This window comes from Archangium primigenium (genome assembly GCF_016904885.1).
GTDB lineage: Bacteria > Myxococcota > Myxococcia > Myxococcales > Myxococcaceae > Cystobacter > Cystobacter primigenius.
Genome location: NZ_JADWYI010000001.1, coordinates 9,244,110 through 9,263,286, shown reverse-complemented (window position 1 = coordinate 9,263,286; position 19,177 = coordinate 9,244,110). Strand labels below are relative to the sequence as shown.

12 protein-coding genes are annotated in these 19,177 nt (G+C 74.1%); 3 read left to right on the top strand and 9 right to left on the bottom strand.

What is annotated here, in order from left to right:
• Window positions 1-182 precede the first annotated feature (182 nt).
• Both I3V78_RS37925 and I3V78_RS37920 read left to right on the top strand, forming a co-directional pair.
• Window positions 183-2,297, top strand: a complete 2,115-nt coding sequence (locus I3V78_RS37925) for a penicillin-binding protein activator (RefSeq protein WP_204495902.1) — start codon at window positions 183-185, stop codon at window positions 2,295-2,297.
• Entirely contained in the window at window positions 2,294-3,940 is a 1,647-nt protein-coding gene (locus I3V78_RS37920; protein WP_204495899.1) for a WD40 domain-containing protein, read from the top strand. The genes I3V78_RS37925 and I3V78_RS37920 overlap by 4 nt, the downstream gene beginning before the upstream one ends.
• Here the strand turns inward: I3V78_RS37920 and I3V78_RS37915 are convergent.
• Entirely contained in the window at window positions 3,934-4,626 is a 693-nt protein-coding gene (locus I3V78_RS37915; protein WP_204495894.1) for a ferredoxin reductase domain-containing protein, read from the bottom strand. The two genes, I3V78_RS37920 and I3V78_RS37915, sit on opposite strands and share 7 nt — an antisense overlap.
• Before the next feature lie 57 nt (window positions 4,627-4,683).
• Between I3V78_RS37915 and I3V78_RS37910 the strand changes: the two genes are divergently transcribed.
• Window positions 4,684-5,454, top strand: a complete 771-nt coding sequence (locus I3V78_RS37910; RefSeq protein WP_204495891.1) for a transglycosylase domain-containing protein — start codon at window positions 4,684-4,686, stop codon at window positions 5,452-5,454.
• A 48-nt stretch (window positions 5,455-5,502) separates the two neighbouring features.
• On the opposite strand, the gene I3V78_RS37905 is transcribed toward I3V78_RS37910, so the two are convergent.
• The 8 genes from I3V78_RS37905 to I3V78_RS37870 form a co-directional block, all read right to left on the bottom strand.
• Complete coding sequence (locus tag I3V78_RS37905) at window positions 5,503-7,245, bottom strand: serine/threonine-protein kinase (RefSeq protein ID WP_204495883.1); 1,743 nt, start codon at window positions 7,243-7,245, stop codon at window positions 5,503-5,505.
• Window positions 7,246-7,337: 92 nt separating this feature from the next.
• Complete coding sequence (locus I3V78_RS40050) at window positions 7,338-8,933, bottom strand: PE-PGRS family protein (RefSeq protein WP_204495873.1); 1,596 nt, start codon at window positions 8,931-8,933, stop codon at window positions 7,338-7,340.
• 256 nt (window positions 8,934-9,189) lie between these two features.
• On the bottom strand, window positions 9,190-10,809 hold the full coding sequence (locus I3V78_RS40045; protein WP_275583521.1) for a hypothetical protein: 1,620 nt from the start codon (window positions 10,807-10,809) through the stop codon (window positions 9,190-9,192).
• Between the two features lie 23 nt (window positions 10,810-10,832).
• Window positions 10,833-11,762: a hypothetical protein gene (locus I3V78_RS37890; protein WP_204495871.1), complete on the bottom strand. Its 930-nt coding sequence runs from the start codon at window positions 11,760-11,762 to the stop codon at window positions 10,833-10,835.
• Window positions 11,763-11,854: 92 nt separating this feature from the next.
• Window positions 11,855-13,645 (bottom strand): TadA family conjugal transfer-associated ATPase, encoded by a 1,791-nt coding sequence (locus I3V78_RS37885; protein WP_204495869.1) that lies wholly within the window; start codon window positions 13,643-13,645, stop codon window positions 11,855-11,857.
• 94 nt (window positions 13,646-13,739) lie between these two features.
• Window positions 13,740-15,755, bottom strand: coding sequence for an SWIM zinc finger family protein (locus tag I3V78_RS37880; protein WP_204495867.1), 2,016 nt, complete (start codon window positions 15,753-15,755; stop codon window positions 13,740-13,742).
• Complete coding sequence (locus I3V78_RS37875; RefSeq protein WP_204495865.1) at window positions 15,752-16,876, bottom strand: VWA domain-containing protein; 1,125 nt, start codon at window positions 16,874-16,876, stop codon at window positions 15,752-15,754. Before I3V78_RS37875 ends, I3V78_RS37880 begins: the two co-directional genes overlap by 4 nt.
• Window positions 16,866-19,172, bottom strand: a complete 2,307-nt coding sequence (locus I3V78_RS37870; protein ID WP_204495863.1) for a DUF5682 family protein — start codon at window positions 19,170-19,172, stop codon at window positions 16,866-16,868. Before I3V78_RS37870 ends, I3V78_RS37875 begins: the two co-directional genes overlap by 11 nt.
• Window positions 19,173-19,177: the final 5 nt, after the last annotated feature.

Here is a 19,177-nt window from a genome sequence, read left to right as displayed (position 1 = left end):
CGCCCTCCCGTCAGGCGAGTCCCGAGGGCCACGGCCCGTGGGCCCGAAGCCGCGCTCCCGCGCTCCGCCCGAGGGAGACCCGCTCGGCACGTCGGATGCAGAACCCGGCCCTTCCCTGGGGAATCTTCCCCCCGCTCGGTTGTCGACGCGGCCCACGCCCCACTGCTATGCACGCCTCCACCATGGACGTCCGCCTCTCTCCGTGCCGCGCCCTGTTGCTCGCGCTGACGCTGTTGATGACCGCCTGCAAGACCCCCGCGAGCTCGGGCTCCGGCGCCGAGACCTCGGGAGGCTCCTCGCGCTCGCCCGTCAAGGCGCGCCAGGACGACACCGCCGACGCGGCGCTCGCCCGGGCCGTGCAGCAGGCCCAGACGGCCTCGCCCCAGCAGGCCGCCGAGAGCTACCTCGCCGTGCGCAAGGCCTACCCCGAGACGACCGCGGGCCAGGACGCCCTCTACCGCGCGGGCGTGGTCTTCTACGACTCGCGCGACTACGTCAACGCGCGCAAGTCCTTCAACGAGCTGCTCTTCGAGAACCCGCTCCACCCCCAGGCGGTGGACGCCAAGCGCCGGCTGGGCCGCGCCGCCCTGGAGGTGGGGGCCTACCGCGACGCCTACCAGACGCTCTCCAGCCTCGCCGAGCGCGCCGAGGGCGCCGAGCGCGCCCAGTTGATGGAGGACGCGGCCCGGGCCGCGGAGAAGGCGGGGCTGTTCGGCCCGTCGCTGCAGATGGCGGTGGACGCGGCCGGTCAGGCGCGCACCCCCGAGGAGCAGCAGGCCGCGGTGGCGCGGGTGCAGCAACTGGTGGAGGGCCGCGCGGGCTTCGTGGACGTGGCCCGGGTGGCCGAGGGCCTGTCCTCGTCCAACCCCGCCTGGCCGGTGCTCACCTTCAAGCTGGCGCGCATCTACTACCACCTGCGCGAGTGGAACCGGCTGGAGGAGACGCTCAACCGCTTCCTCGCCGAGGCGCCCTCGAGCCCCTATGCGTCCCAGGCCCGCGACCTGCTCGCGCGCGCCACGCGGCGCGTGGAGGTGCAGCCGCGCACGGTGGGGGTGCTCCTGCCGATGACGGGCAAGTACAAGGCCGTGGGCGAGGCGGTGATGCGCGGCATCAAGCTGGCCCTGTCCGGCAGCGACGTGGAGCTCGTCGTCAAGGACACCCAGGGGGACGTGAACCTCACGGGGCAGGGCATGGAGCAGCTGGCGTTCGACAGTGGCGCCATCGCGGTGCTCGGCCCCATCGTGGCGGACGACGCCCGGCGCGCGGCGCTGGTGGCCGAGGAGCTGCAACTGCCCCTGCTCACGCTCACGCGCCAGGAGGACATCACCGACATCGGTCCGTATGTCTTCCGCAACATGCTGACCAACTCGGCGCAGGCGCGCGCCATCGCCGACTACGCGATGAAGCAGAAGGGCTTCAAGAGCTTCGCCATGCTCTACCCGAACCTGCCCTACGGCGTGGAGCTGGCCAACGACTTCTGGGACCAGGTGAACGCCAACGGCGGCCAGGTGCGTGGCGCCGAGACGTACGCGCACGACCAGACGACCTTCACCTCCGAGGCCAAGAAGCTCGTGGGCCGCTACTACCTGGAGGATCGCGGCGACTACATCCAGGGCGTGCGCGAGGTGCAGGAGCAGACGACGGGCCAGGACGCGTTCCGCAAGCGCAAGGCCATGGAGAAGATGCGCGGCGCGGTGGAGCCCGTCATCGACTTCGAGGCCATCTTCATCCCGGACGAGTGGCGGCGGGTGAGCCTGGTGGCGCCGGCGCTCGCCGTGGAGGACATCGTCACCAACGCGTGTGACGCGCGCGACCTGGAGCGCATCCGCAAGACGACGGGCAAGAAGACGCTCAAGACGGTGATGCTCCTGGGCACCAACGCGTGGAGCAGCGGCAAGGGCGCCAGTGGCCTGCCGGAGCTCGTCGAGCGCGGCGGCAAGTTCGTCACCTGCTCGGTGTACGTGGACGGCTTCTTCGTGGACTCGCAGCGCCCGGCCACGCGCCGCTTCGTGCAGGCCTACCGCCAGGCGTACTCGGGGGACCCGAGCCTCCTGGAGGCCTACGGGTACGACTCGGCGCGCATGGTGCGCCAGCTGCTCGAGTCCAAGCAGGCGCCCACCAGCCGCGCGGCCTTCCGCGAGGCGCTGGCCACGCTCAAGGACTTCGACGGCGCCACGGGCAAGACGTCCTTCGACGACAAGCGCGAGGCGCGCAAGCCCCTGTTCCTGCTGTCCGTGAGCAACAAGGGCGTCACCGAGGTGTCTCCGGAGGAGACGGCGGCCCTGGAGGCCCTGTGAGTCCTCGGGCCGTTTGGGCTCGGGCCGGCTGGGCTCGGGCGCGGTGGGCTCGGGCGGGCTGGGTCGCGGGCGCGCTGGCCCTGGCGGCTTGTGGCCATGGGGCGGGCGCGCTCGCCCCGGACGTGCGCGAGCGCCTCGCCGCCGCGCCGGGCGGCTACCTCGCCGGGGACGTGGTGGGGTTCCAGGAAGGGGACGTGCTCGAGCGCCGCTTCTTCGTGTGGACGCTCGCCTTCGCGCCGGACGCCTCGCGCGTGGCGTACACGCAACTGGACGGGCGCGACTACGCGCTGGCGCTCTGGCGCGTGGGGTCTCCGCCCCAGCACGTGACGACGCAGCCGCTCAACGTGTCCGAGTTCGACGTGGAGGCCCTGGCCTTCTCGCCCGACGGCGCGCTCCTGGCGAGCGCCGGGTGGGATGGCACGGTGCGCCTCTTCGACGCCGCCACCGGCGCGCCCCGGGCGAGCGTGCGCACCGAGGAGCCGCTCACGGCGGTGGCCTTCCACCCCTCGGGCCGGATGCTCGTGGTGGGCGGGGCCGCGGGGCTCGTCACGGTGCTGCGCGTGGAGGACCTGGGCTTCGACTCCGAGTCGCGGCCCCACCGCGAGCGGGTGAGCGCGCTCGCCTTCGCGCCGGACGGCACGCTGTACTCGGGCAGCTGGGACAGGCACGTGCGCGTGTTCGAGCCGCGCGAGGAGACGTCGCGGCCCACCGAGGCCCGGGTGCGCTTCTCCCGCGTCTCGGGACAGGCGGTGGTGACGGGGCTGCTCAATGGCCGGGCGCCCCTGACGCTCGCCCTGGACGCGCGCTCGCCCGCGATCGTCATCGGCACCCAGGCGGCGACGGCGGCCGGCATCGACACGCCCTTCCTGAAGGAGACGCTGTCGCTGCCCACGGCGCTTGGCGCCACGCTGGCACGGCTCGCCCGGAACCAGACGCTGCGCTTCAAGGGCCTCACGCTCGAGGGCGTGGACGTGGCGGTGTGCGACGCGTGCCTGCCGCCGGGCGTGTCCGGGGTGCTGGGCGCGCCGTTCACCGCGCGCGTGGAGGTGGCCTTCGACGAGGCCACCACGGAGGCCGTGCTCGCGCTCAAGGCGCCCGCGGCCGGGTCCGCTGGCGAGGCGTCCCGGACCTGGGTGCTCGCGCCGCGCGCCGACTTCGCCTTCCCCGCGCACGTCAACGACGTCACCGTGGACGCCGCCGGCCAGCGGCTGGGCGTGGCCTTCTCCCAGGCGACCGCCGAGCGCACCCGCGCCGTCTACGAGCGCGAGCGCAAGGGCGTCGTCGAGCCGGAGGCCGCGGGCAACGCCGCGGCGCTGGTGGACGCGGGCTCGGGCCGGGTACTCCAGCAGTGGACGGGCCACCGGGGCGTGGTGGCCACCGCGGGCATCTCCCCGGACGGGCACGCGCTCGTCAGTGGGGGCTGGGACAAGCGGCTGGTGCTCTGGCGCGAGGGCCAGGCCGCCGCCGTGGCGGAGCGCGAGTTCGGCTGGTCGGTGCGCCGGGTGCGCTTCTCGCCGGACGGACAGCGGGTGGGCGTGGCCGCGTGGACGCCGCAGAAGGCCGTGGGCAACCAGGAGAGCGAGCCCTCCGCGGTGCTCTTCTCCGTGGGCTACGCGGCGCCGCGTGTCCAGCCGCGTCAGTAGTTGAGGTGGATGTGCTCGCGCGCGAGTCCCCGCGCGAGCAGGGCGTCGATGACCCCGCGCACCATGGCGGACTGGCCACAGAGGAAGGCCTGGTGGCCCTCCACGGGCAGCTCGCCCAGGTGGGCCTGCACGTAGCCGGTGAGCCCCTGCCAGTCACTCGCCCCCGGCTGGCTCACCGTGCGCACCACGCGGATGCCGGCCTCTTCCCAGTGGCGCAGCTCGCGCTCGTAGGCGAAGGCCCGCGGCGTGCGCGCCCCGAAGAAGAGCGTCACCGGCCCGTAGGCGCCGCGCTCCTGGCGGATGCTCTCGATGACGGAGCGGATGGGGGAGATGCCCGAGCCCGTGGCGAACAGCAGCACCCCGTGGCCGCGCGCCTGGGCGAGCGGGAAGCCCCGGCCCTCGGGGCGCGAGCTCATCACCCGCTCCCCCGGGGTCAGCGTCATGAGCCGGTCCGCCAGCGCGCTGCCCCCCTTGAGCAGGAACTCCCAGCGGTGGCCGGCGGGCCCGGGGGCGGAGGCGATGGCGAAGATGCCCTCCCCCAGCTCCGGCAGGCACAGGCGCACATACTGCCCCGGCGTCTGGTGCTGCCCCACCAGGGGGGTGCCGCCAATCTCCAGGACGAGCTCGATGAGCTCCTCGGCGGCGGGGAACACATCCGCGACGGTGGTGGGGTGCCAGTCGGTCATGGTCTGGAGGATCTAACCTGGACCCGTCCCGGCGTCGCGCCTTGATAAGCTGGGGGCGTGAAGACCGTATTCTGGTTTGTGTTGTTCCTCATCGGACTGGCGGGCGTGGTGCTGCCGGCCGCCTATTTCCACGCGGCCAGCAAGCTGCCCCAGCTCGAGTCGGAGTTCGACCTGGAGAAGCAGCTGCGCCACACCATCGAGGGCGAGCGCATGAGCCTGCGCGCGGGCACCTTCGATCGCTCGCGCGACATCCGCTTCGCCAAGCCGGACTTCGGGCGGCTGCCCAAGGACTTGGTGGCGCTCTACATCTCCCAGCTCGGCTGTCCCACCTACTTCCAGACGCCGCGCGAGGACGGGCCCCGGTGGGCCTGGCGCCTGATGTCGCGCCTGTGGTTCGGCACGGAGCCCGGGGGGGATGGCCGGTGTGAGCGGTGGCTCGCCACGCAGCTGGCGGGGATGCTGGGCATCGAGGGGCAGGTGCCGCTGGCGGTGGCGGCGCACCGGCTGCACGGCTTCCTGCAGAAGGATCAGCTCCTGGCCTACAACATGGCCACGCTCTACTTCGAGCGCGGCATCGTCGGCGTGGAGGACGCGGCGTTCAAGGTCTTCGGGCGCGAGCTGGACACGCTGCAGTTGCCGGAGCTGGCCGAGATGGCGCTCACCCTGCCGCCCTACGAGTTCTACGACGACGCCCTGGAGTGCCGGAACGAGGCGCGCATCCGGGAGAACCGGGACGTGGTGCTCGGCGAACTGGCGGCCTACAAGCTCGTGACGGACGAGCGGGCGCGCAACGCCATGGCCCAGCCCATCAGCTGCCACAAGGACTGAGCCGCCAGTGCGAGGCCCCCTCCTCGCGAGAGGCGGGGGCGCCGCGGCTCACTTGCGGCGCAGGAACATCCGCTCCCAGTCGTCCAGCTCCTTGCTCACCTGGCGCAGCTCGTCGGCCGAGGCCGTCGGCGTGGTCCGGCCCCGGAGGGCCTCCAGGGTGGTGCGCGAGGCGGGGCTGATGCTCTCGCCCGCCTCCATGCGCGTGAGCACGGCGCGATCCAGCTTGCGGATGCGGCCCTGGAGCACGAACGGGGTGGGCGCCGCGGGACGCTTGGGCGCGGCGGCGGGCTCCTCGGTCGGCGTCGGCGCGGGGGTCGGCTCGGGCCGCGTGGCGACGAGCGGCTCGATCTCCGGCTCCACGGGGGCGGGCTTGGGCTCGGGCTCGGTCTTGGCGGGCGGCGTCGCCTGGACGGGCGGCGCCACGGCCACCGGGGGCGGCGCCACCGGCTGCACCGGCGCGGCGGGCGGCGGAGTCGGCATGCCCAGCACGGCCACCGCGGCGCCCAGGGCCAGCAGCCCGAGCGCGCCCAGCCCCAGCGGCCACAGCTTGCGGCGCGGGGGCTCGTCGGCGGGCACCACCGGCTCGGGCGGCTCCTCGATGTCGAGCACGCTCGGCGCGGGTGGGGTGCTGCCCTGGAAGGAGTCCGGGTTGAGCGGCTCGAGCGCCGGCAGGGCCTCCAGCCCCGTCATGGACGGCAGCTGGGGCGGCTCGGGCGTCTGCGGACGGACGGGCACGGGCGCGGGCGGCTCGGCCTGGGCCAGGAGGCTCTCGCGCAGCCGGTGCAACTGGCGGCGCAGCTGCTCGGCCGCGCCGGGACGCGCCTCGGGATCCTTGGTGAGCATCTGCAGGATGAAGGCGTCGAGCGCGGCGGGCAGGCCGGGCAGGAACTCGGACGGCCGGGGCGGCTTGGCGTCCACGTGCTTCATCAGCAGATCCACCGGCGAGGAGCCCGTGAAGGGCAGCCGGCCGGTGATCATCTCGAAGGCCACCACGCCCAGCGAGTACAGGTCCGTCATGGGGCCCACGGGCTGGCCGCGGGCCTGCTCGGGCGCCATGTACTCGGGGGTGCCCACCACCATGTCCGTGCGCGTCTGCGCGGTGCGCCCGGCGGGCAGGCCCATCTTGGCGAGGCCGAAGTCCAACAGCTTCACGTAGCGCGAGCCGTCCGGCTGCCGCACCAGGAAGACGTTGCTCGGCTTGAGGTCGCGGTGCACCACGCCCGCGCCGTGCGCGGCGCCCAGGGCGCTGAGCACCTCGTCGAGGATGTCGAGCACCTCGTGCACGGCGAGCCGACCGCGCTCGGCCAGGTGCGCGTCGAGCGCCACGCCCTCGAGGAACTCCATGATGATGTACTGGCGGCCGTCGGGCACCTGGCCGAAGCCGAAGATGTCCACGATGCCCCGGTGGCGGATGGCGTTGACGGCGCGGGCCTCGGCGAGCAGCCGCGCCACCTGCTCCTCGGCGGCGGCGAGCTCCGGGCGCAGCACCTTGACCGCCACGCGCTTGCCGATGAGCGGCTGGATGCCGTCATAGACCAGACCCATGCCGCCCACGCCGATGCGCTGGCCCAGCTCGTATTCTCCGACCTTCAGGCCGACGAGCGGATCCTGCGTGGAGAGGTCTTCCATGACGTGCACGTTTTTTCCGGGCGAGGTGCGAGGGGTGCCACTGGGAGCGGTCACGGAAGGCTCGGCCGTGAAGTTGAGCAGGACGGTGCCGTCGCGGGGACAGATGTCCGTGTCCACGGGCACGGCGAGTCCACAGGTTTCGCAGGTACGAGGGTCAGACATCGGCGCAGTGGCCCCAGATTAGCAGAGATGGCCAGTGCTCTCACAAGCGGCCGGGCAGCCGAGGCCTGCCCTGGTGTGGACTGGCCATCACCTCACGGTGAGAGTGAAGGAGTACAGCCGTACTCTTCCTGCTTGAGCTGGGTGGGGTCTTCCTTGCCGGGACCGTCGCCGACCGCGCCCGCGGAGCCGAGGGTGAAGCGGCTGCCGGTCGCGGTGACGGAACTGTTGGCACACCACACGCCCACGCTGGGCCCCGAGGCGCCGTTGCCCCCGTGTCCGCCATCGCCGCCCTTGCCGCCCTTGCCGCCCTTGCCGCCATCGCCGCCGCTCGCGGTGCTCTGGGGCTCGGGTTTGTAGCTGGTGGAGGTGCCTCCCGCGCCGCCCTCGCCCCCCGCGCCGCCCTCGCCCCCCGTGCCGCCACGCCCGCCCGCGCCGCCGCCCTCGGTGAAGACCTGGCTGGCGTCGAGCGTGAGCTGGGAGTCGATGAGCAGCAGGGCGATGGACGCGCCGCCGCTCTGGCCGCCGCGGCCCGCCAGGCCCGGACAGCCACCCGCGCCGCCCCCGCCGCCGCCCGCGCCGTACACGTAGAAGGTATCGTAGAGGTTGGACGAGCCGCCGCCGCCGCCGCCGCCGCCCGCGCCGCCGCTCTCGCCGTTGCGGCCATCGGTGCCGGACAGGGCGACCCAGGTGTCGTTCTGGATGCGGCCCAGGGCATTGCCGGCCTCGCCCCCCGGGCCTCCCGCGCCTTCCAGGCCGTCGCCGCCCGGCATGCCCACCTCGCCCCGGCGATCGCCCGGAGCGCCCACGATTTCGCTCCTGCCGCCCGTGCCGCCCGCGGCGGTGGGTTGGCCCTGCCCGCCCGCGAATCCATTGATGTCGTTCTTCATGGCGCCCTGGCCACCCCGGCCGCCCGCGTTGCCCGGAGTGCAGGTGGCGCCGCCCGGGTTCCCGCCGTTGTTCGCGGGCGTGCCCGCGGGGACACGGACGCTGTCACCCGCGCCGCCAGCGCCACCCGCCGCGCCGCTGTCGCCCTGGTTGCCCGGAGTTCCCGCCGTGCCCGCCGCCGCGACGATGCGCAGGTTGTTCAGCCGCACGCGCGGGGTGCTCAGCACGCGCAGGCCAATGGAGGGCGCGCCCGTGCTCGCGCTCTGCTCCGATTCGATGTTCAGCCACTCCAGGGTGGGCACCTGCTCCGTGCCGCTGTCCCGGACGCTCACGGTGAACCCGATGCTGCCCTTGCGCAGGGTGGTGGTGGCGGTCTTGAGGCGCTTCCAGCCGCCCGCCACGCCCGTATAGCCGCCCTGCAAGGACAGAGGCCGCGTGAGGCGCAGGTTGTCCTCCGCGTAGACGCCCTGGGCGATGAAGACATAGGGCTTGTCCGAGGTCGCGTGCTCCAGGGCGTATTTCAGGGTCTTGTAGGGTTTATTGATCGTCCCCGCGGTGACCGAGTCCTCCGCGGACGCGTCGCCGTTGTCGACGAAGACGCCCTGGGCGGCGACACCGTCGATGCCATCGCAGTCGTTGTCCTGGAAGTCCCCCGGCGTGTCCGCCGCCGAGGTGTCGCAGACGACGGGACAACGCCCGCTGTCCAGGCAGTCCTCATACGCCTGGCCGAAGTCGTAACACCCGATGAAGGTCACCAGCGCGGAACCCGCGCCCATCAGGGCCAGCTTCTTCATCTCTCGCATGTGTCCTCTCACGGCTGCGTCGGCCATCCCCGCGCAGGAAGCGCGCATCGGCGCGCGGCCGTATTCGTTCGTCTGGCGAGCGGGGCAGGGGGCACGGTGGCCGCACTTTCCCCGCATGTGCCGCTCGCCGCAAGGACACGGCGGGCTCCCGCCCCGCCAACCCGACACGCCTTGGGGCCCGGAGGGCCGGGGCCGGGGCCGCTCGGACGCAGCGCGGAGGGATGTCTTCTCGGAGTGCTCGTGCGCCGCGTCAGGCTCACGGCGCGGACGCGCAGCCGTACTGGTCCACCTGGAGCCTGGTGGCGTCCTTGTTCCCCGGGCCCTCACCGGGCTCGCCCGCCGGGCCCGTGGCGAAGCGCGTGCTGTCCACGCGGAGCGAGCCGTTGGCGCACCACACGCCCACGCTGGGCCCGCCGCCGCCATTGCCGCCGTGTCCGCCCTCGCCGCCGTCGCCGCCCCGGCCGCCGTCGCCGCCCCGGCCGCCCGCGACGGTCTCCCGGCCCTCGGGCTGGTAGCTCGGCGCGCTCCCTCCGCTGCCGCCTTCGCCCGCCGCGCCGCCCCGCCCCCCCGTGCCGCCCCGCCCGCCCTTGCCACCCCCCAGGGTGGTCACCTGGCTCTGGTGCAGCTCCACGTTCCCGTCGATGACGAGGATGCCAATGGACGCGCCTCCGCTCAGGCCGGAGTTCCCCCCCGAGCCGGGGCAGCCCCCGCCGCCGCCGCCGCCGCCCCCGCCGCCGTACACGGCGTAGGTGTCCTTGAGCACGCCACTGCCCCCGCCGCCGCCGCCCCCGCCGCCCTGGCCCATGGCGCCGGAGGCCCCTGGGGTGCCCTCGCTGGCCACCCAGGTGTTGAGCCCGATGTGGCCCACGGAGTCGCTGGCCTTGCCCCACGCGCCGGACGCGCCCGGCGCACCGGAGGTGCCCGGCTGGCCCGGCTCGCCCCGGCAGTCACCGGCGGTGGCGAGACAGCTCCGCCCGCCCTGGCCGCCGCTGTTGCCGGGCTGGCCCTTCGCGCCCGCGTTCCCGGAGGCCTCCGTGCGGGCGCCCCGGCCCCCCGTCCCGCCCGGGTTGCACTGGGAGTCGCCCCACCGGCCGCCATCGCCCGGGCCTTTTCCCCCGGGGGTGAAGACGATGCCGCCTCCGTCGCCGTGGCCGCCCACCGCGCCCGTCGTTCCATCCCGACCGGCGTCGCCTGGCCGGCCCTGGGTCGCGAGCACCCGGACGTGGTCGAGGATCACGCGCGGGGTCTTCCAGACGCGCAGGCCGATGGAAGCCCCACCCGCGCTGTAGCCCGTGGCCGGCCGGGACTCGATGTTCAGCCAGGCCAGCTCCACGCTCGTGTCGCGCGCCTCCACCTCCACCGCCACGCCGATGCCGTTGGTGTCGTTGTTCTTCAAGGTGACGGTGGCCTGCTTGCGGCGCGTCCAGCCGCCCGCCACGCCCGTGTAGCCGCCCTGCAGCGACACGGGCCGGTTGAGCCACCGGAAGGACTCGAGGTACTCGCCCTGGGCGATGAAGACGTAGCGCGTGCCCGCGGGCGCGGTGCGCAGGGTGTAGCCCAGGGTCTTGTAGGGCCGCTCGCGCGTGCCCGCGGAGGGCTCGTCCACGCCGGCGGCGCCATCCACGAAGACGCCCCGCGCCGCCTGGCCATCCAACCCGTCACAGTCCGTGTCCAGGAAGTCCCCGGGGGCGTCCGGCGCGCCGGGCTGGCACTCGCCCTCGCACTCGCCGGTCTCCTGGCAGCGCGTCTGGGGCGGCTCCTGCACGGGCGGCTCCTCGCGCGGCGGCTCCTCGCGGGGTGGCGGCTCCACGCACCCCGAGAGGGCGAACAGCGCCATGCCCAGGCCCACCCGGATGCTGCGCCTCCACACCTTCATGTCGTCCCCCACTTCAGGTCAGGTCAGTGCCACGTCCCGGCGAGGCCCACCATGCCGCCCGAGCCGCTCACGCTGGCCACGGGGTGGACCTCGGTCTTGGACTCGCCCTTGCCGGACAGGCCGTAGATGAGGCCCGTGGTCACCACGCCCACGGCGCCCAGGGCGAAGGACGCCGCGCCCAGCAGCTGCTTGCGCTCGCCACGCTCCTTCACGGCCAGGGCGGCCTTGGGGTCCTCGTAGTCCCCGGTCGTCAGCGCGCGGTAGTCCTGGCGGGCCTGGAGGACGAACACCGTGCCCACGCCCGCGAGCACCACGCCCCCGGCGGCGGGCAGCCACGCCAGGCCCGGTCCCCCCGAGCGGCGCGCCGTGTCCACTCCGGGCGGGGGCGCGAGCGGCGCGGCCGGCGTGTTCGGGGTCAGCGTGGGCGCCTGGGCCACGGGCGTCTTGGGCGTCTGTGCGGGCGTCTGGCTCCCGGGACGCAGCGCCTTGCGCACCGGCCCCATCACCTTCTCGCTCGCCTGGGTGAAGGCGTCGAGCAACTGGTCCTCCTTCACGCCCGGCACGTAGTGCTCGGCGATGAGCTCGCCGGTCTGGGTGCCGTAGGCCTTGAGGCCCACGCGGTAGCCGCTGAGGAACTGCACCAGCTCGGCGATCATCACCACGTCGGCCACGGCGGCCTCGCCGAGCAGCACGCGGCAGGAGGCCTCCAGGCGGTTGCACCCGAGCACCTGCTTGCGCTGGGCGGGAGGCAGGCCCTGGGACAGCTCCGAGGCGCGAATCACCTGGACGCCGTCGGCCTTGAGCTGCTCGGCCACGTGTTCCTGGGCGAAGGAGACGATGTGCGAGGGCACGCCCGCGGCTTCGGGCGGGGCGATCAACACCGTCAGGGGCGCGCCCGCGGGGACGGGCGCTTGACCGAGCAGGGCGAGGGTGGCGAGCAGGGGAAGGAACACGGTGGCTCCACTTTCCCCGCATGTGCCGCTTGCCGCAAGGACACGACCGTCCCCGACCTCGTTACCCGACACGTCCCGGGCTCCGGGGCGGTTCAGCGGCGGGGCTTCTCGGGCGGAGCGCGGATGGCCGTCTTCTCGGAGTTGTCGTGCGTCGCGTCATCGCCATCCATGTCGTCGTCCGGCACGGGGGGCGGCGGGCGCGAGGGCGTGGCGGGACGGCGCACGGGCACGCTTCCGGGCCGGGCACTGGCGCCCAGGCCGGGACGCGGGGTGGAAGCCGCCGGACGCACCGTCCGGGGTGGGGGCTGGCTCACGACGTTGCGGCCCGTGGCCACCAGCTCGTCCTCCAGCAGCTCCGCGGCCACGTGCACCTTGGAGTCGCTCTCGGGCGGGTCGAAGGGGTTGCGCGTGGGCGGGGGCGTCTTGTCGTCGTCGCCCAGCGCGTCCTGCATGTCCGGCGGCGGCGGGCGCGGGGGCGGGGTGGAGAGGTTGGGCCTCAACGGAGTCCGGGCGGGCGCGGCGACGGCGGGCGTGGCGGGCGGCGTGGGGGTGGGGGGCGTGGGCGGCGGCGTCAGGGCGACGGGCACCTGCACCTGCACGGCGGGGGCGGGCTTGTCGCCGCCCTTGGCGGCGTCATGGGCCTCGTCCTTGAGCCGCTCCTCGAAGGCCAGCCAGTCCTTCTTGAAGGAGGAGGGGTCGGGCTCGCCGCGCTCGCGGTGCTTGAGCGAGGGCACCCAGCGCACGTTGTACGTCTCGCCCAGGCGGAAGGAGGGCGGCGGGGGCACGCCGTAGGTGGCCGGGTCGAAGAAGGAGTCGTCCAGGTCGGCGAAGCCGTAGGCGCGCGCCTTGTCGATGAAGGTGGGGATGATGCCCGTGGGCGCGTGGTAGCCGAGGATGTGGCCTTCCTCGTCCTTGGTGACGGGCGTGAAGACGAAGATGTCCTGGGTGCGGTACTCGCCCTTCTCGCTGAGCGGCAGCACCTCCGACAGGGCGATCGTCTTGCGGCTGCCGTCGTGCAAGCGCTCGCAGCAGATGACGAAGTTGATGGCGCTGGCCACCTGGGCGCGGATGGCCACCATGGGCAGGTCGATGCCCGACATGAGGCAGAGCGACTCGATGCGGCGCAGCGTGTCCGTGGGCGTGTTGGCGTGCGTGGTGGCCAGCGAGCCGCCGTGGCCCGTGTTCATCGCCTGCACCAGGTAGAAGGCCTCGCCGCCACGCACCTCGCCCACCACGATGCGGTCCGGGCGCAAGCGCAGCGCCGAGTTGAGCAGGTCTCCCATGTCCACGCCGCCCTTGCCGAACTTGTCCGGCGGCCGGCTCTCGAAGGGCACCAGGTGCGACTGGTTGAGCTGCAGCTCGGCCGAGTCCTCGATGGTGAGGATGCGCTCCTCGTCGGGGATGAGCGAGGAGACGATGTTGAGCAGCGTCGTCTTGCCCGAGCCCGTACCGCCGGACACCAGCATGTTGAGCTTGGTGTGGATGCCCGCGTCGATGAGCCGCGCCATCTGCGGCGTCATGGACTTGAACTTGATGAGCGAGTCGATCGTCAGCTTGTCCTTGAAGAACTTGCGGATCGAGATGGTGGTGCCCTTGCGCGCGATGGGCGGAATCACCACGTGGATACGGCTGCCGTCGGGCAGACGCGCATCCAGGCGCGGGCGCTCCTCGTTGAGCAGACGGCCCACGAATTGCGCCATGTTGCGCGCGGCGCCAATGAGTCCTTCCTCGGTGAACGTGGAGTCGGTCTTGGAGACCTTTCCCTTGCGTTCAATCCAGACGTCGGTGGGCCCGTTGATCATGATCTCGCTGACCGTGGGGTCGTCGAGATAGGCGATGACGGGCTTGAGGAAGGCGCGGAGCGACTCGTTGTACATCGACATGGCGCCGCAGAGGCTAGCCCGAGTCGGGGCCCGGGCCCAAACAAAGGCCTTGTCTGGTCGGCCGCCCGGGAGGCGGAAGGGCCCCGCCCCGGGCTCAGGCCCCGAGCCGCTCCTGGGCCACGTGCACCCCGAGCGACGCCTCCACCCAGGCCCGGGTGAGCGCCGCCTCCTGGACCAGGCTCCCCGAGGCCCGCGCCTCGCCCAGCCGCGCGGCCAGGGCCTCCAGGTCCTCGCCCAGGTGCTTCATGCCCAGGGCCCGGGCCCGGAGCGCCACCGCGCGCAGCCGCGCCGTCCAGCCCGGCGGCACGTGGCGCAGCCCCTGGTGGACCGCGTCCGCGAGGCACGCCTCCCCCTCGGCGAGCACCGCCTGGAGCGGAGGCAGGGGCGGCGTGGTGCCCGAGACCCTCGAGGCCTGGGCCTTCTGGGGCGGTTGCAGGTCGAGCACGAGCACGCCCGCGTCCGCGCACACCACGGCCAGCGGCTCCACCACGAGCCCCCGGGCCGTGCGGCGCGCCTCGCCCGACACGTAGCGCGGCGCGCCCCGTGCGCCCGTCAGGGCCTCGACGAGCGCGTCCAGGGCGCCCGGCGCCACGCCCCGGTGCGCTAGCTCCACGCGGAAGGCCGTGCCCGCCGCGTCCTCCACGTCCGCGTGCACCTCCTGCGCCCCCGGCACGTACGTCACGTCCACCACCCGCGACAGCGCGAAGGCGTGCACGTTCTCCGCGAGCTGGCGCGGCCGGAGGAAGCGCGGGGGACGTCCGCGCCACGCCTCCTCCAGGGCCCGCACGTCCTCGACCAGCAGGGGGGCGGGCAGCCGGCTCCAGTCCCCGGACTGCGGCAGCACCGAGTGGCCCTTGAGCGTGCCCCGGGTGGCGAACTCCACCAGCCGGTTGGGCAGGCGCCGCGCGCCCTCGCTCACCACCACGCCCCGGGCGAGCAGCTCGAGCGGCGTGCCGGCGATGGCCTGAAGGCCCCCCAACTGGTGGCCGTCCCGCGGGGCCTCGTCGTCCCGGGGCGGGGCGAAGTCGCGGCGCAGCACGAGCAGGCCCCGGGCGCTCGCGTCCGCGAAGATGACCTCCACGCGGCGCTCGCGCCCCTCGGCGAAGAGCCGCGCGCCCAGGGACAGCAGATCGATCCGGCCCAGCCGGGTCTCGGAGGCCTCGTCCAGGCCCAGCACGGCGCGGGGGGGCACGTGGGTCTGCCGTCGGGCGGCCCGGGGGCGCGCGAACAGCTCGGTGAGCACGGTGGCCAGGTGCGTGGCGGTATAGCGGGCGCTCCGGTTGAGGTAGGCGCCGAGCAGCGCCTCCACGTCGTCGAGCGCCGTGAGCGGCCAGGCGAGGCCCGCCTCCTCCAGGCCCGCGCGCGCCACGGCGAAGCGCGCCGTGAGGCCCTGGCTCGTGTGCTGCGCGCCTTCCAGCAGCAGGTGCCGCCCGAGCGCCTCCGCCGTGTCCAGCGCCGCGCCGCCCGGCGTGTCGTCCACCCCCGTGCGCGCCACCTCCACGGAGACCTCGAGGCCCGTGGCGTCCTTGGCGTCCGCGGCGCGAAAGGCCCACACGGCCAGGGGCAGGTGCTCGCAGCGGGGGCTGTCCGGACAATCACAGCGCGCCAGGCCCAGGTTGCGCGGCGCCTGGAAGCTGACCGTGCACGTGGCGAGCGCGACCTGGGGCACGGCGGTGTCCTTGCCCGCGCGCCGCACCCGCGCGAGGAAGCCCCGCGCCCGGGTGGCGTGCGCGCGCTCCATCACCCGTGGGGGCAGGGCGCGCTCCAGCTCCGCGTCCTCCACCTCGGCGGGAGACCAGGGCGGCTCGGGCGCGGAGGCCGGGGGCGCGGCCGACGCGTGGAACGCGCCATACGCGAGCGCCGTGGCCAGGCGGTGGCGGCAGGGCAGGGTGGCGTTGCACGAGCACGGGCTGTCCTTGATGCCCCGGCCGGGCAACAGCCGCGCGGTGACGCCGTCCTCGAACGTGCCCACCACGGTGCCGTCCGGCAGCTCCTCCACGCGCGGCCCCTTGCCCTGCTCCAGCTCCTTCTGGGCCCGCTTGACCAGACCCACGTTGGACAGGGCCGCGAGGGCCTGGGGCGTGAGCGCGAGCAGGTCCGGCCGGCTCATGCGTGCACCTTCTCGGCGATCCACGTGGCCAGCTCGCCCGGCGTCATCGCCCCCACGTGGGCACCCACGTCCACCAGCCGTCGCGCCAGCTCCCGGTCGTAGTTGGGGGTGGCGTCCGGCTCCAGCGCCGCGAGCCCCAGGACCTTGGTGCCCTGCTCGCACAGCCCCTTCACCCGTCGCACCAGCATGCCCTCGGAGCCGCCCTCGTAGAAGTCGGTGATGAGCACGACGATGGCGCGCCGGGGCGCCTCGACGAGGCCCGCGGCGTAGGCCACCGCGCGCTCGATGTCCGTGCCGCCGCCCAGCTGCACCTTCATGAGCAGCTCCACCGGGTCCGTCACGTCCTGGGTCAGGTCCACCACCGCCGTGTCGAAGGCCACCAGGTGCGTCTGGATGCCGGGCAGCCCCCAGAGGCACGCCGCGGTGACGGCCGAGTGGATGACCGAGGACGTCATGCTGCCGGACTGGTCCACCAGCAGGATGACCTGCCAGCGCTCGGTGTGGCGCCGGGTGCGCGCGAAGAACGCCGCGCGCTCGAGGGTCAGGCGCTTGTGCTCGGGCGAGTAGCGGTGGAGGTTCTGGCGCAGCGTGCGCCGGAAGTCGAAGTTGCGCGCGACCTTCAGGGGCGAGCGGCGCCGTCGGTCGAGCGTCCCGGAGAACGTGCGGCGCACCTCCCGCTGCAGCTTCTCCATCAGGTCGCGCACCACCTTGGCCACGATGCGGCGCGCCACCGCCAGCACCTCGGGATTCATCAGGTGCTTGGTGCGCAACACCGCGCGCAGCAGCGTCGCGTTCGGCTCCACGCGCTCGAGCACGTCCGGGCGCGTCACCACCTCGTCGATCTTGTAGCGCTCGACGGCGTCCTGTTCGAGCCGCTCGATGGTCTCCTGGGGGAAGAGCGTGTGGATGCCGTTGATCCACTCGGGCACGGAGAGCACGGAGCCTCCCTGGCCCCCCGAGCGCTCGCGCACCTCGCGCTGGGCGAGCTCCTCCTCGCGGCCGTAGAGCCACGCGAGCGCCGTGTCCATGGCCTGGCCCCGTGCATCCAGGCGGCCCGGCATGGCGCCCTCCGCCGCTTCTCCGAGCACGAGGCGCCAGCGCGCCAGGGGTTCAAGGGGCATCGCCCGGCTCCTTCTCCGTGAGGCCGAAGTGTCGCAGCACGCGCCGCACCTCGTCGTCCAGCGCCGCGCCCGCGAGCACGTCCGCGGGGTTCTCGTCCATGCGCAGCAGGGCCCGCGCCTCGGTGGCCTCGCGGCCATGCCGGGGCAGCACCGCCCGGGCGATGGCCTCCTTCTCCCGGGGAGGGAAGAAGCCGAAGGCCAGCCGCAGCGCGGGCAGCGCGACGAGGAAGTCCTCCTCGCTCATGGCGCCCAGCCACTCGTCCAGCATGAGCGTGAGGTTCGGGGCGCGCACCACCTGCTCGCGCGCGAGCCGGAACAGGCCCGCGAGGAAGTCGCCCTGGGCCGAGGGCCGCGCGGTGGCGCGGGTGGCGCGCACCGCCGCCGCCTCGGCGCTCGCCTCGTCGGGGAAGTGCGCGAGCGACCACAGCGCCCCGAGCGCCGCGCCGCGCAGCGCGGGCGGGGCCTGGAGCGAGCCCAGCCGGCGCTCGAAGACGGCGCGGGCCTGGGCCTCGTCGAGTTGGAGCACGGGCGCGGCGAAGCGCAGGGTGTCGCGCAGCGCCACCACGGCCCGGAGTTGCTCGGCGTCCGCGGCCTGGGTGGGGCCATCCAACTGCTCGAGCAGCCACAGCCCCCGCTCGAACGCCGCGGCGATGAGCCCGCCCACCTCGGCGGAACCCTGGGCCCCGAGCAGCACGTCATGCCGCCAGAGCAACAGCATCCGCTCCAGGGCCTGGCCCAGGCGGGTGAGGTCGGGCTCGTGGCGGGCCTGCGCCGCCATGGCGCTCAGCACGCGTTCGGCCAGGGTGCTCGCGCCGAGGAAGAAGCTCTCGGTCAGCAGCAGGGCGAGCCGCGACAGGTCCGGCCCCGCCTGGAGCAGGGCCTCCTCCAGCCGTCCCCGCGCGGCCTCCTCCAGCGTGGGGCCCCAGCCCGAGGCCTCGATGACCTCGGCGAGGAACGTCTCCGCGGGCGCCACCGTCCACGTCTCCTGGAGCACGGACTCGGTGGGGAGCGTGGGCCCCGTGTCCCGCTGGAAGCCGGAGATGCCGAGCACCCGCAGGCGGTGCAGCACGCGGCTCTTCTCCCGCTGCGCGGGGACGTGCAGCTCCAGGCGCACCTGGCGCGCCTTCACTCCGGGCTCCAGTCCTTGCGCGCGCAGGTGGTGCTCGGTGTCGCGCAGCAGGGGGGGGCGGGGGGTGCTCGTGTGCAGCCGCCCGGTGCGCTCGCCGGAGAAGGCCCGCAGCACCTCGCCGATGAGCGGATCCGTGTCCGGCGAGGGCACGCCCCGGCCCGTCCACGGCAGGGCCACGTCCAGCGCGTCCTTCACCAGGGCGGAGGCCAGGCCATCCAGCAGGTCCGTGCGCGTGAGCGCCGTGTGGCCGCGCAGCCGCGCGAGGCCCTCGGCCATGACGGTGGCGGCGATGAGGTCCGCCGAGGACACGTGCTGGCCCCGCTCGCGCAGCCGCGTCACGGTCGCGCGCAGCATGCGCTCGGGGGCTTGGCGCGGGCCCTCGTCCCAGAGCGCCTGGTAGAAGGCGGGCGAGGGCATGCCGGAGTCGTAGCCGGAGAACGCGTCCAGTCGGCGGAAGCTGTAGGGCACCAGGTACGTGCGCGCCGAGGCGTCCTCCGGGGCGGGTGGGAAGACGGCGTCCGGCCGCGTCCCGGCCCGGGCGAGCACCGGCGCGTGGAAGCCGCCGCACACCACCACCACCGGGCCGTCTCCCCGGGCCAGCGCCGCCTCCACGTGCGCGAGCATGAAGGCCTCGCGTTGGGTGTCCTCGCCGTCCGCGGGGGACTCACCGCGCAGGGCCTCGAAGTAGACGCGCAGCCGCTCGGCCAGGGGCTCCGGCTCCAGCGGCTGCTCGAAGAGGTGGTCCCACAAGGCGTCCATGCCCTCCAGGCCGAGCCGGGCGCACAGGCGCTGGATGGCGAGGCCGTGGCGCCGCTCGCCATCGCCGTAGCGGTTGCGCACGCCCTGGAAGGCCGGGTGCCAGGCGGGCAGGTCCATGAAGCGCACCTCGGCCCCGGCCGCGTGGCCCTCGGTGAGCGCCACCCACTCGGGCGAGTAGGCGCAGAAGGGCGTCCACGAGGCATGAGCGCGGCCCTCGCCCCGGTAGCTGCTGAAGAGCGCCAGGGGCGGCTCGTGCGCGAGCAGCAACTCCCCGAGCCGCGCGTTCATGTCCGCCGGGCCCTCGATGAGCACGTGGCGGGGCCGCACCGCGCGCAGGGTGTGGGACACCAGCCGGGCGCACGCGGGGCTGTGGTGGCGCACGCCGACGATGTGGAGCGAGGCGCCCACGCGGC

What these genes read in the sequence shown, in the direction of transcription:
- I3V78_RS37885 (WP_204495869.1), bottom strand. Translation starts at nt 13,645, where the DNA reads ATGTCGATGTACAACGAGTCGCTCCGCGCCTTCCTCAAGCCCGTCATC.
- I3V78_RS40050 (WP_204495873.1), bottom strand. Translation starts at nt 8,933, where the DNA reads ATGCGAGAGATGAAGAAGCTGGCCCTGATGGGCGCGGGTTCCGCGCTG.
- I3V78_RS37875 (WP_204495865.1), bottom strand. Translation starts at nt 16,876, where the DNA reads ATGCCCCTTGAACCCCTGGCGCGCTGGCGCCTCGTGCTCGGAGAAGCG.
- I3V78_RS37915 (WP_204495894.1), bottom strand. Translation starts at nt 4,626, where the DNA reads ATGACCGACTGGCACCCCACCACCGTCGCGGATGTGTTCCCCGCCGCC.
- I3V78_RS37925 (WP_204495902.1), top strand. Translation starts at nt 183, where the DNA reads ATGGACGTCCGCCTCTCTCCGTGCCGCGCCCTGTTGCTCGCGCTGACG.
- I3V78_RS40045 (WP_275583521.1), bottom strand. Translation starts at nt 10,809, where the DNA reads ATGAAGGTGTGGAGGCGCAGCATCCGGGTGGGCCTGGGCATGGCGCTG.
- I3V78_RS37905 (WP_204495883.1), bottom strand. Translation starts at nt 7,245, where the DNA reads ATGTCTGACCCTCGTACCTGCGAAACCTGTGGACTCGCCGTGCCCGTG.
- I3V78_RS37880 (WP_204495867.1), bottom strand. Translation starts at nt 15,755, where the DNA reads ATGAGCCGGCCGGACCTGCTCGCGCTCACGCCCCAGGCCCTCGCGGCC.